Here is an 11,958-nt window from a genome sequence, read left to right on the forward strand (position 1 = left end):
TTAAAAGCTGGTTTAAGATATCTTGTGTTTGTGATGGTTGGGATAGTTTTTCATATGTTGGGGCTATTAAGGCGCCTAACTGTTTCTCAACATTTGGAGGTACTATCCAGACTAGGTTATCGATTAATAAGCCTACTACCCAAATAATACCTAAAATAATAGATAAAAATATACCTAGAATAATTAATAGCTGACGGTTACTAGTTGGTGGATTGCGATTTATTTGTGTCATCGAATACTCAATATTGTTATATTGTTAGATTGGCAACGGATACCATCTCATACTTGAGGCGAGCAAGGATGCCCGCTCCACAAGATAATTAATTTAATTTCTGGATATTTGACGGTGCCACACTCAAAAATCAACTATCCGTTACATCCGTTACATCCGTTGCCAGTTTACTCGTTACTACTACTAGAACTAGAACTGCTTTCAACAGGACGAAATACGTTTAAGAAATTTATTAAATTGTAAAGTTGACGCGACTGTATCCATAATTTTCCTGTTCCTGTGAATCTACAAACTAAACCTTCTCCACCTAAAATGCCTGTTTTCAACCCTTTAAATGATAAACCGCCTATCATTTCGACTTTGTAGTTAAGTGTATCTTCAAATGCTACTATGTAACCTGTGTCAACTACATATTCACCTGTTACGGGAATTTCTACGATACCACCGTAAGAGCTAAACCAAATATCTCCTTCGCCAATAGCTCTTAATAAAAATAAAGATTCACCGCTGAAGAAGCCTTTAAATCCTTGAAATTTAGTATCTATTTCTACGGTTACGCTCGATGCGAGAAATCCTGATGACTGTACCATCAAACCTTTACTACCATCAAGATAATAATGCTGTACATCTCCAGGTACACCAGGAGCTATATATAATTGACCTGGTTTATCTTTGGCTGTAAAGTCGCTTAAAAAGAGTGATTCACCTGCAAACATTCGAGCTACGCTTTTCATTAAACCCCCTCTCGTTTTGGCTTTCATTTCTATCCAGGAGTCCATCGCTGCCATAGCACCCGATTCTACTACTATGGTTTGGTGTGCTTGCAATTCTACTTTTAATGAAGCGTAAGCAGGTGAGTGTTCAATATTGTATGCTATTTTATTCATGTTGATATTTGATGATAGTAATGTTGAGTGAAATTATGAGGTTTTGATAGCTGGTAGCTGTGAACCAACTAATTGACCAAAGGCACCTGGGTTATGAGTTTGACAAAATAGTTTACCTTTGCCTTTAAATCGACAAATTAAACCTTCTCCACCAAAGAAGGCGCCTAGCCAAGATGTATTTGCTTTGCCAATACTAAATGTCAAGCTTTTCTCAAAGGCAACAATATTACCTGTGTCCACAACATACTCACCATCAACATCTATTTCATAAATGGCGCCGAACGAATTCAGTGCAACTTCACCATAGCCACTTATTGTTAACCAAAAAATTGACTCTCCAGAAAACAAAGATTTAAAACCTTGAAATCCTAAATCGATATCGACACCCGAAGCACTAGCAAGATATGAACTAGCTTGCACAACTAACTCATTATTATTGACTTTATAAAGTAAAATGTCTCCCATTAATTTTGGCGCCAGAAAAACTTCTCCCCCATTTACCGGAGAACGATAAACGCTCAAAAATAACGATTCACCACCTAACATTCGCTTCAGTCCACCAAGAATACCTCCTCCTTTTCCTTGTCTCAAAGTGGTGCTGGTGTTAATATTGCCGCTCATGGCAATCATACATCCAGCTTCAGCTACTAACTCTTCACCAGCTTGCATTGTTATACGTACAATTGTACTATCTGGCTGTTGTAATAATTTTATATCCATTGCTTGATTCAACTCTTAACGAACTTTAGGACTTAGAAACCGAACTAAACCATCGATACTGCGGGACTGTAAATAAATATCTCCCTGACCGGAAAGTTTACTAACAATACCTTCCCCAGAAGTTACAGAACCAATTAAACCACCAGCAAGTTTTAGATTTAATTTCATGTTTGCTGGATACGCGACCAAATGACCGCTATCAACAATGAATTCACCATCGACACGCTTCTTGGTGATGCCACCATAGGCGCCAAAAAATACCTGTCCACTACCACTTAACTTGAGCTTAAATAACCCTTCACCAGCGAAAAAACTCGAAAAACCTGCCCAAGCTACACCCATTTTGACACCAGGAGTATGAGCAATGTAGGCGCCGGGTTGCAAGCAAATTTCGCCGTTATTCAAATCAAATTTTTCAATATCACCAACGCAAGACTGGTTTAACACCACTGTCAAGGGTTGAGAAGCTTTATTAGAAAACTCGTTGACAAACAAAGATTCACCACCGAGAAATTTTTTTAATAACCCAGAAATTAAACCACCAGAGAACTGAGTTTGCATGGATACCTGACCATCCATACTAGTCATGGCGCCTGCTTCCGCAATAATACTGTCACCAGGGTTAAGGGTGACAAAAATAGACGCAAATGCAGGTTTATAGCGGATTTCGTATTTCAATTGCTCCCACCTCAAATTACAGCCTACAAGTTAATAGATATAATATTTCAACCGTGATATCACGTAAAAATTTATCTATTTGATGATGTATTTATATATTTCATCAATCCACGTCAGGTATAACTCATAGCCTAGCGTATCCGCAACATATACTATAAATTGAATTTTTTATAATTCATCAGGATTTATTCCTAATTTACGTAACTGTTCCGCTAGTCTTTGCGCGCGCAGTTCAGCACTAGTAGCGCGTTGTTCTGCGTCGGTAGCTAATTCTTCGGGTGTTTTGTATCTAACACCATCTTGGTTGTACCAATATAACCACTCGCGCGTAATACCTTGAAAAGTTCCTCTTTCATGACCAATTGCCAAACCAAGTTCTGGTAGCCAAATACGATTACCTAACTGTAATATGTACTTTCCTTGTATCAGTCTATAAACTTCTAACCGTGCCTTGCGTTTCCGTAAAGGATTATAAACAACATAGTATAAAATTCCTAATTGTTCGTAAATTTCTTTTTTCTTAGTATATTCACCTCGTCGTTTATGAGAAACAACTTCTATTGCTAAAATCGGCAAAACTAATTCTTCCCACAGAAGATAGCTCAAACGCAAATCTTCATCAATTACTCGCTCTACACCTAAACTCAAAAATCCATCTGGAACTACTGCTGGGATGTTAGGGTCGTAATAAATACCCATGTCGATGCCAAAGAACCAGTCGTTGCGATGGCTCCAAATCCAGGCGAGAATTGTTTTTAGTAGATGCGGAATATAATCTTGTAGTTCGTTGTCCACGGGTGTATCGTCGGAATCAGGTAGGTCTTCTGCTGAGGGTAAGCAGTGCAATGGGTTGTACTTTAACATGGCGCCAGTTGGGGGTACTATAGATTTATGATATCTACCAGCAAGATGGTGCTACGTTTATGTGCAAGATGGTGCGTAACGCTACAAGATTATTCGCTTCGTTGAAAGATTGTTGTAGCGTTACGCACCCTACGGTTGCCATTTACTCGGTATTAATATCAGTGAGAAGTAGGGTACTGTATCTGGGTCAACTTTTTCTAAGGGCATAATTACTTGATTGCTAGTTGTCGCGCGTTCGATATATTTTGCGCGTTCTGCTAATCCCAAGTTTTTTAATACGCCATATACTTTTCTGAAATGTTTGCCCAGTTTGATAATTACTGCTGCATCTGCAACTGCTAATTTTTCTGTTAATTCTTCTGCGCTTAATATTGAAGATAGCACCATGAATACATCATTACGATAAGTAAGCGGCGCCCCTAAAGCTGATGCACTTGCCATAATAGAGGAAACTCCTGGCACTACTTCTACATAGAACTTAGGCGATAAGCGCGTATAAAGATACATAAAGCTACCGTAAAAAAACGGGTCGCCTTCACATAACACTACGACATCCTGACCTGCACCTAAATACTCAGCTAGTTTCTGAGCGGCGCTGTCATAATAAGGTTGAGCAGATTCCTCTAGTTTAAATGGCAAAAGCATCGGTACTTCGATTTGATTCCCTGTTAAATACTCAGCGATAATTGAACGCGCGAGTGGTTTCTTTTTATCGGATATTGGATAAGCAACTACAGGTGAAGCTTGTAATAACCGTAAAGCTTTAATAGTTAATAGTTCTGGGTCTCCTGGCCCGATACCAATACCATACAGGCGCCCAGTTTGAGATATTAAAGACATTTTATATTTCCTCCTCTTTTGCCAGAGCATTTACTGCAGCTGCTGCCATTGCACTGCCACCTCGACGCCCATTTAAAGTAATAAAAGGCACTCCTCTACTGTTTTCTGCTAACGCTACTTTAGATTCTGCGGCGCCGACAAATCCTACTGGGAAACCGAGAATTACCGCAGGTTTACTTGCTCCTGCATCAAGTAGTTCGAGTAAGTGAAATAACGCAGTCGGTGCATTACCAATTGCTACCACTGCCCCCTCAAGGAAAGGTTCCCATAATTCCAAAGCAACCGCAGAACGAGTATTGAGCATCTTTTGCGCTAATATTGGTACTTCAGGGTTATTTAAAGTGCAAATTATTTGATTGTTAGCAGGCAATCTTTTTTTAGTAATTCCTTCTGCGACCATTTGAGCATCGCATAATATTGGTTTACCATTTTTAAGTGCATTGCGTCCTGCTGCGACTGCATCGAATGAGGCACTTAAATCATTTACAATATCCGTCATGCCACAAGTATGGATAAGACGTACAACTACGGTCGCTAAGTCAGTAGGTAATTTTTCTAAATTAGTTTCCGACCGAATAATACTAAAAGAACGACGGTAAATTTCATTGCCATCGCGGATATAATCTATTCCCATTATGCAATTCCTCCTGCATTTAAACACCGCTGTATTTCAGATACTGTATATCGGTCTACCCATTCCCCAAAGGAGTCATGACTATTTTTACGCAGGAGTTTATATACTTGCAGTAACCGTAATATGACTTTTGATAATGTAGCTCGATTTGCAAAACTATATATTTCTCTGCCAAACTGTTGCTCGCTTCCGACAAAAACTTGATAACCTTCTGTAATTGTATTATCTTCGAGTTTTTGGACGCCTAACAAAGCAATATCACTTTTACCATGATAAGCACAGGATTTATAACAGCCAGTAAAGTGAATTTTTACAGGTATATCAAGGGTAATATGTTGCTGTAGATATTCTGCTAAAGCGAGAGCATCACTTTTTGTATCGGTCGCAGAAGATGCACAACCCTTATTTCCTGTACAAGCAACTAGACCACTATATATATGATTTGCTGACCAATGTAATCCTAAATTTTCGATATGTTCTTGAACTTCAGGTATAAACTCGTTTTTAATATCAGGGATGATTATATTTTGCCAAGGTGTCAACCGTAGTACACAGCTACCATAACTATCTACTAAAGAAGCCAAGTTATATAATTGGTTTATATTTAGCTTGCCTAATGGTAAAACTATTCCAATGTAAGAATAACCTTTTTGTCGCTGAGGATAGGCGCCGAGATGGTAATTTGTATTAGTATTTGTATTTGTAGTTAAATTATATGTATTATTTGAGACATGAAGAGGAAAAGGTAAATACTTTTGAGCTTGTTCTAAAGTCTTTGAAAGACCTTTTTCTTGAAATAGTTTTTTTAAACGAGGTTTGCGTTTTTCGTTAATATCTACTTCATTGAGGTAAAGTTGTGCTAGAGCGGCAACTACGAACACACATTGTTCAGGTTGTAATAAAATATTTGTTGCTTCTCCACCAATTAGAAGGTGAAAATATATAGATGTATTTTTTATAAGGGACTTGCAAAAATTTAATTCTCCATGTTTTTGAATTTGGAAGTTCCTAACAGCAGCAAATGTAATCTCATTTGGTTGCTGAGATACCGATACTTTTCCACCACCATCAAACGCAACGCTAAACTTAGGTGATAACCCTCCTAACTCTTTTTGCGAACATATATACTCATCTAACTCTCGAACTAAATAACGAGTATCAATTAACTCCTCTAAGTCAATACCCACTGTTGGACTTGACATAATGTTGCGAATATGGTCAACTTCAGGAATTCCAGCTAATCCTACAGAACGTAGAGTAATTAACGCCGCTTCTGAGCCTCTTATTCCTCGAACCTGTAAATTCGCGCGGTTCGTTACATTTATACTTTTATCACCACCAAAATTATTAGCATAATCAGCTACAACCCTTACCTGCTGACTAGTTAAAATTCCTCCGGGGGTGCGGATGCGAGAAATAACTCCATCAATAGCTGGTGTCGCGTAAAATAATCCCGGACAGGTTAGAGGATTATCTAATAAGAGTGGCGAATTATTAATTTGATTAACATTCGTTAAGGACACGGTACTATCTCCTTCCCTGTGCAACGCAGGGAGTTGACTATTAAAATACTGCTCAAGTTGGCATTCTGACTCTTCAGTGATGAGTGCTGACTGCTCAGTGCTGAGTAGATTTATACTCAGCACTCAGCACTTTACACTCAATACTTTTTACAGTTGCGGCACAGTCCCGGAATTTCACCGGAGTTTCCCAACTTTGAGCATATGAACTATATCACATGCTTGGTTCTCAAAACTTTAATTCTTACTTATTCTTAAAAAATAATTCTTTATGATGGGTATCTGTAAGTTACATAGATACAATACGTTTGGTTTTGTAATATAATACTTTTATAACTGGCGCCTATAATTTTCCATTACTATCTGGGTAAAAAATTTTTAATAAATACAGGACTTACGATATTGTCACAATTGAGAGTCGGTGCGTGACGCTACAGGTCTTATAGCTACGTTGAAGTTTTTTTGTGGCGTCACACACCCTACGATTTTTATGTGCCAGTTGCGTAAGTCCTGAAATAGTACCTTTACTTTAGATAGAGTATGATTTAAACTGAAAGACAAATTATTTTGGCAAAAATCAGAACATAAGAGGTGAAAATGCCATCTAGCATTACAACTCCATTGGGAATAAGCGTTCTTGAAAGAAAAGCGTTAGAACACATAATTGAGGCAGGCTCTGAGGTTGTAAGTACTAGAGGCAAAATTTTGCTTGAACTAGCGACAGGAAAAAACTTAACAAAAATTAGGAAAGAGATGGGGATAAGTGGGTCAGTAGTCAACAGATGGAGAAATAGATGGCTCTCAAGTACACTGGCGCCGCAAAATTGGGATGATGCAGTTAAAAAAGTAGAAGAAATTATCGGTGTTGGGATGGGAAGACCTAAAAAAGTAAAAGCAGCGAGTGAAGTTTCCAAAATTATCGAATTAAGTGAATGGAGTAGAGCTAAAAAGCCATGTAAATCAAAGCATCAGCATAACAAGTTGGTGGCTGTTGCTGCTTCATCAAACGGTTTACCAGAAATGTCACCAAGAACAATTGGACGACTTTTAGAAGAATATAAAAACGGTTGTGAAAAATCGCCATGTTAGTAGTAACATCACTAAGTAAGTGGGCACAATTTTTTGGTAAAAATTGGTTCCATTTAATTATTCAGCAACAGAGCAGTAACGGTTTTCTGAATCTTTCTGATACCCATTAGCAATTATTTCTATATCTAATTGTTTAAATTTTTGAATCATTTCGTCTGATAAACATTATTTATATAATCTGTTGTATCAAACCAATTTCTTAATGTCGAATATGTTTGACCTGAGTTCGGAATAAAGAAGTACTTTAAGAAAAATGAAGTTTTATTCAAGTGCCTTGTAAGATTCGCAGGCGCCAGGAAAGCTAGTAAAATTATTACGTAAATATATCATTTATGCAATAACTTTATTTTTTTAGCGAAGGATGTGTTAATATTGAAGATGCTCTTCAGGTATTAATTCATAGTAATTTATCTGGAGCGACAATGTTTTATTTAATGTAGGCGCCGATACTGTTACCGTCTAGAGGTTAGTTAATGGCTTTTTGAGGGAGAGGATAAGTGTCATATCCTGCGTGGGTGAAGGAGAAAACCCATAGTACTGATAAAATTGCTTGGCTTCTTCTGATATGGCGTGTACTACTATTCCACGAATCCCCACTATTTCCGCTGCTTGCATGGTACGAAGCACTGCATCTTGTAATAATGCTGTACCTAAACCCTGGCCTTTCCATGCGGTATCTACTCCAAGTCTTCCAAGAATGACTACGGGTACAGGGTCAGGCATATTCCGCTTTATGGGCGATGGTGTGTCGCTAAGTGCTAAGGCTCCAGAAGAGAGGCAATAATAGGCAATCACTTTTTGTCCATCCGTTACAACATAGGTACGTGATGCATTATTTTTCTGATTGGTAAATGCACGGCGTTTTAACCAGTCATTGAGACTGACAACCCCGCAATCAAAGTCATCCAGTATATGCGTATCAGAGAGAGGAACGGGGGCTTGAAGCATTATTGAATCCACGGTTTTTTTGCGTTCATCAAGCGTTCAAATCCTTCATTTTGGGGAGGACTGTCCAGAACACTTAGAAAATGCTTGTATGTTTGCTCATCTACTTGCAGGAAGGTTTGGTCAAGCAAAGTATCTTCTGCTGCGCGTCGGAGAGCATCAATCATAAAGTCAGAAGGTGATTTGCTTTGTGCTTTTGCTGCCCTGTCAATGAGTGACTGCACATCCTCACGGATATGTAAATTGACGGTGTGAGTAGTAATATTAGGGTTGCTATTGGACTGCATACTATTCTCCTTTAACCTCATATATAGCACATAACTACTAGATAGCGAAACTGTTATAAAATGTAACATCGGCACCGTCGGGTGACCCGCATTCAGGTGGTGTTAAAATACCTGAAAGGATTAAACAGTCAACAACACAGCGTATATCGGCTTACGCGGAAAAGCATTATGCTGGAAAATATACTCGTATTGATGTGCGTTTTAAGAGTTATTTTTGTTATGTAGACGTTTACACGGAACCTAGGAGTACCTAAGCAAGATATTATTTTGGCATTTCATGAACCTTATATACGCCAGTTTACTGAGTTTGGCACATCATAAGTATTGTAAATAGGTTTTGATGGAATGAAATGGCTGTCTGTAATTGGAATTGGTGAAGATGGGCTAGAGGGGTTAGGAAAAATCGCGCGTTCTAAAATAGACCAAGCTGAGGTACTAGTTGGAGGACGGCGCCATTTAGCAATGCTTCATGAAAATGATAATCGTGAGAAGCTGGTTTGGAGTTCTCCAATACAGCAAACTGTGGAAGAAATTATTAGGAGGCGCCCTAAGTCTGTTTGTGTTCTTGCTAGTGGCGACCCGATGTGTTTCGGTATTGGAGTTACTCTTCTACGCTATATTAATATATCAGAAATGACTATCATTCCCGCACCTTCTGCATTTAGTCTTGCTTGCGCGCGTTTGGGATGGTCTTTAACTGATGTGGAAACTCTTAGCTTATGTGGGCGCCCAGTTGAATTAGCTAATTCATATTTTTACCCAGGTGCGAAATTACTAATTTTAAGCGCTGATAAACATACACCTGGAATTATTGCTAACATCTTGACAAAATCAGGATATTGTGAGAGCAAAATTACGATTTTAGAACGAATGGGTGGTGTTGACGAGCGCATTATTACAGGTATTGCTTCGCATTGCGCCAATTTTACAGATTTAGCAGATTTAAATACTATTGCCGTTGAGTGTATAGCTGATGTTGGAGTTACTGGATTATCAAGATTAGCAGGTTTACCTGATAACGCTTATCATCATGATGGGCAGTTAACCAAACGCGAAGTTAGAGCAGTGACTTTAGCTGCACTGGCGCCAAAACCAGGAGAATTATTATGGGATGTAGGTGCTGGTTGTGGTTCAATATCTATAGAATGGATGCGAAGTCACCCTTCCTGCCGCGCGATTGCTATTGAACAAAGCATATCAAGATTAAAATATATATCTGACAATGCAGCTACTCTTGGTACTCCATATATAGATATAGTTCAAGGACTAGCACCAGATGCTCTAAAAAATTTATCTACACCCAATGTCATATTTATAGGTGGTGGTGTAACATCCGAGGGAGTATTAGAAACTTGTTGGCAAGCATTACCTAAAAATGGGCGCCTGGTTGTTAACGTCGTCACAATAGAAGGAGAGCAAAAACTATTTGAATGGTATCAACGAGTAGGGGGAGAATTATCTCGCATCGCAATTCAAAGAGCAGAACCAATTGGTAAATTTATGGGGTGGAAAGCAATGGCGCCTGTCACACAATGGTCTGTTGTTAAATCGTAATTTTGTCTAACTTTAAAAATATCTTATACTTAACAATTAGGAGTAGCGAGCGCTACAGTGTTGGGGGATAGTAGAATTATGCTTTCACCTCTAAACCAGGTATATTAGAAGCCTTGAAGTTTAGCCTCGTCGTTCGATAAGTCTCCCAGTTATGTACTTATGCAGAACGCTTGAAATCAGGGTTTGATATGATATTCCCTCTTCAATAGCTTTCGCTTCAATTGCATTGAGATCAAGCGATGAGAGCCTCAACGTGATTTGCTTATCTTTAGCAAGGTTCGCCTTTGCATAGCTTTGAAGCTGTTCTAAGCGATCTGAATCACCTACTGATTCCCATTCGCCTTTCTCAAAGGACTCAAGTATTTCCTTTTCTTCAAAATCGAGTTCACTCATCGTCATTACTCCCATTTAAGTACCGCTTAGTTGCCTTCCGTGATGGAATAATGGTTTTCAAGAAAAGTTCTGTCTCGGTTTCAACATACGGAACAAGATAAGCATATTCTTGAATCTGCACTACAAGTAAACGTTGGTTTGGATACTTATCTTGATTTGCATGGATATAATCATCAAGAATATCTCCCCTATCCAACGCCGCAAGAACCGCTTCAAATGATACTCCTCGTTCAGACTTAAGTTTTTCGTTTTTATTGATATCCCACCGAAGAACTTTCATTTCCAGATTATAGCTCATTGTACATACAATGACAACAAAAACGGTTCTTTCGTAGATAGCGTGCGCTCATTTTAATTAAAGTTGATAAATAAGCTTTAATATTAAAGCTTATAGACGCTTGTAGTCTTAAATACATGAATTTGACCTAAAAGGCAGAAAAATAATGCTGTTATGCTCCAACAAGAGGTTCAAGCTGATTTTTCAACTCAGGAGCGCACGTTAAGTATGCAAGAGTCGGTATCTACTTTTCTATAAAACTTTCTTAAAAAAATTTAATAAACGCCCAGTTTCGACACTAACCACACCATTACATCGTCAACGGAAGCAGTCTTTTCTCCTTCTGGCATCACAGCACGCTGTACCATCACTACCTTTATCCCTAATTCCCGCGCGGCAATAATTTTTGCATAAGTGGCACCACCACCGCTATTTTTACTAACAACAGTATCTATTTCGTACTCAAGCAAAAGTTTCTTCTCGTCTTCTAGTGAAAAAGGACCACGTGCGAGTAATAATTTTCCCTGCGGTAAAGGTGTGTCGGGTGAAGGAGGGTCAATCGCGCGCATCAAAAACCAGATATTATTGAGATTGGCAAAAGGCGCCAGTTGTTGTCTGCCAATAGTGAGAAAAGCTCGTTTTGCCAAACCAGGAAGAATACTCGCACTCTGTTCAACACTTTCCACTTCTATCCAATTATCACCGTTATCCTTTTCCCATGCAGGGCGAACAAGGATTAAACTAGGTATTCCAACTTCTTTTACTGCTGCTGCAGCATTCCATGATATTTGAGAAGCAAACGGGTGAGTAGCATCAATAAGTAAATCTATTTGTTCCGCGCGTAAATACCCTACCAACCCATCAACACCACCAAAACCACCTACCCTAACAATTCCAGACACATCACCAGGTTGATTAGTACGACCAGCAAGCGACACCCTTACCTCCAAACCAGGTATACTAGAAGCCATCGCCGCAAGTTCGGAAGCATCACCAGTCCCACCCAATATTAACAATCGTTTCAACATCATACTATTT

The 11,958-nt window shown here is 38.8% G+C and carries 15 protein-coding genes, 1 pseudogene and 1 riboswitch; of the genes and pseudogenes, 3 read left to right on the forward strand and 13 right to left on the reverse strand.

Features of this window, described 5'->3' with window-relative positions; genetic code table 11:
• The 8 genes and pseudogenes from AC2JBO_RS16610 to cobG form a co-directional block, all read right to left on the reverse strand.
• A pseudogene (locus AC2JBO_RS16610) lies at window positions 1-232 on the reverse strand (peptidase M48); the annotation flags it as partial.
• Between the two features lie 167 nt (window positions 233-399).
• Complete coding sequence (locus tag AC2JBO_RS16615; RefSeq protein WP_496954761.1) at window positions 400-1,119, reverse strand: TIGR00266 family protein; 720 nt, start codon at window positions 1,117-1,119, stop codon at window positions 400-402.
• Window positions 1,120-1,152: 33 nt separating this feature from the next.
• Window positions 1,153-1,839 (reverse strand): TIGR00266 family protein, encoded by a 687-nt coding sequence (locus AC2JBO_RS16620; RefSeq protein WP_496954762.1) that lies wholly within the window; start codon window positions 1,837-1,839, stop codon window positions 1,153-1,155.
• Window positions 1,840-1,854: 15 nt separating this feature from the next.
• Complete coding sequence (locus AC2JBO_RS16625) at window positions 1,855-2,517, reverse strand: TIGR00266 family protein (RefSeq protein ID WP_496954763.1); 663 nt, start codon at window positions 2,515-2,517, stop codon at window positions 1,855-1,857.
• A gap of 168 nt (window positions 2,518-2,685) precedes the next feature.
• Window positions 2,686-3,381 carry a Uma2 family endonuclease gene (locus AC2JBO_RS16630; RefSeq protein WP_496954764.1) on the reverse strand — a complete coding sequence of 232 codons (696 nt, stop codon included), beginning with the start codon at window positions 3,379-3,381 and terminating at the stop codon, window positions 2,686-2,688.
• Window positions 3,382-3,510: 129 nt separating this feature from the next.
• Window positions 3,511-4,221, reverse strand: coding sequence for a precorrin-2 C(20)-methyltransferase (locus AC2JBO_RS16635; protein WP_496954765.1), 711 nt, complete (start codon window positions 4,219-4,221; stop codon window positions 3,511-3,513).
• Window position 4,222: 1 nt separating this feature from the next.
• Window positions 4,223-4,855 (reverse strand): precorrin-8X methylmutase, encoded by a 633-nt coding sequence (locus AC2JBO_RS16640; RefSeq protein ID WP_496954766.1) that lies wholly within the window; start codon window positions 4,853-4,855, stop codon window positions 4,223-4,225.
• On the reverse strand, window positions 4,855-6,501 hold the full coding sequence (gene cobG / locus AC2JBO_RS16645; RefSeq protein ID WP_496954767.1) for a precorrin-3B synthase: 1,647 nt from the start codon (window positions 6,499-6,501) through the stop codon (window positions 4,855-4,857). The genes AC2JBO_RS16640 and cobG overlap by 1 nt, the downstream gene beginning before the upstream one ends.
• A riboswitch (adenosylcobalamin-variant (AdoCbl-variant) riboswitch) is annotated at window positions 6,491-6,579 on the reverse strand. Its footprint overlaps the gene before it by 11 nt.
• Before the next feature lie 393 nt (window positions 6,580-6,972).
• On the opposite strand from cobG, the gene AC2JBO_RS16650 reads away from it, so the two are divergent.
• Window positions 6,973-7,464 (forward strand): helix-turn-helix domain-containing protein, encoded by a 492-nt coding sequence (locus tag AC2JBO_RS16650; RefSeq protein ID WP_496954768.1) that lies wholly within the window; start codon window positions 6,973-6,975, stop codon window positions 7,462-7,464.
• Window positions 7,465-7,923: 459 nt separating this feature from the next.
• Here AC2JBO_RS16650 and AC2JBO_RS16655 read toward each other — a convergent pair whose 3' ends face one another.
• Window positions 7,924-8,412 (reverse strand): GNAT family N-acetyltransferase, encoded by a 489-nt coding sequence (locus tag AC2JBO_RS16655; RefSeq protein WP_496954769.1) that lies wholly within the window; start codon window positions 8,410-8,412, stop codon window positions 7,924-7,926.
• Window positions 8,412-8,696 (reverse strand): type II toxin-antitoxin system TacA family antitoxin, encoded by a 285-nt coding sequence (locus AC2JBO_RS16660; protein WP_496954770.1) that lies wholly within the window; start codon window positions 8,694-8,696, stop codon window positions 8,412-8,414. The genes AC2JBO_RS16655 and AC2JBO_RS16660 overlap by 1 nt, the downstream gene beginning before the upstream one ends.
• A 267-nt stretch (window positions 8,697-8,963) precedes the next feature.
• On the opposite strand from AC2JBO_RS16660, the gene AC2JBO_RS16665 reads away from it, so the two are divergent.
• Both AC2JBO_RS16665 and cbiE read left to right on the forward strand, forming a co-directional pair.
• Window positions 8,964-9,017 carry a hypothetical protein gene (locus tag AC2JBO_RS16665; protein WP_496954797.1) on the forward strand — a complete coding sequence of 18 codons (54 nt, stop codon included), beginning with the start codon at window positions 8,964-8,966 and terminating at the stop codon, window positions 9,015-9,017.
• Between the two features lie 24 nt (window positions 9,018-9,041).
• Window positions 9,042-10,250, forward strand: a complete 1,209-nt coding sequence (gene cbiE, locus AC2JBO_RS16670; protein ID WP_496954771.1) for a precorrin-6y C5,15-methyltransferase (decarboxylating) subunit CbiE — start codon at window positions 9,042-9,044, stop codon at window positions 10,248-10,250.
• A 120-nt stretch (window positions 10,251-10,370) separates the two neighbouring features.
• On the opposite strand, the gene AC2JBO_RS16675 is transcribed toward cbiE, so the two are convergent.
• The 3 genes from AC2JBO_RS16675 to AC2JBO_RS16685 form a co-directional block, all read right to left on the reverse strand.
• Window positions 10,371-10,643: an antitoxin gene (locus AC2JBO_RS16675; protein WP_496954772.1), complete on the reverse strand. Its 273-nt coding sequence runs from the start codon at window positions 10,641-10,643 to the stop codon at window positions 10,371-10,373.
• Window positions 10,636-10,923, reverse strand: a complete 288-nt coding sequence (locus tag AC2JBO_RS16680; protein ID WP_496954773.1) for a BrnT family toxin — start codon at window positions 10,921-10,923, stop codon at window positions 10,636-10,638. The genes AC2JBO_RS16675 and AC2JBO_RS16680 overlap by 8 nt, the downstream gene beginning before the upstream one ends.
• A gap of 272 nt (window positions 10,924-11,195) precedes the next feature.
• A complete protein-coding gene (locus AC2JBO_RS16685; protein ID WP_496954798.1) occupies window positions 11,196-11,945 on the reverse strand; it encodes a cobalt-precorrin-6A reductase in 750 nt (249 codons plus the stop codon).
• Window positions 11,946-11,958 lie beyond the last annotated feature (13 nt).

Source organism: Calothrix sp. CBUCES-K 9914 (genome assembly GCF_059640475.1).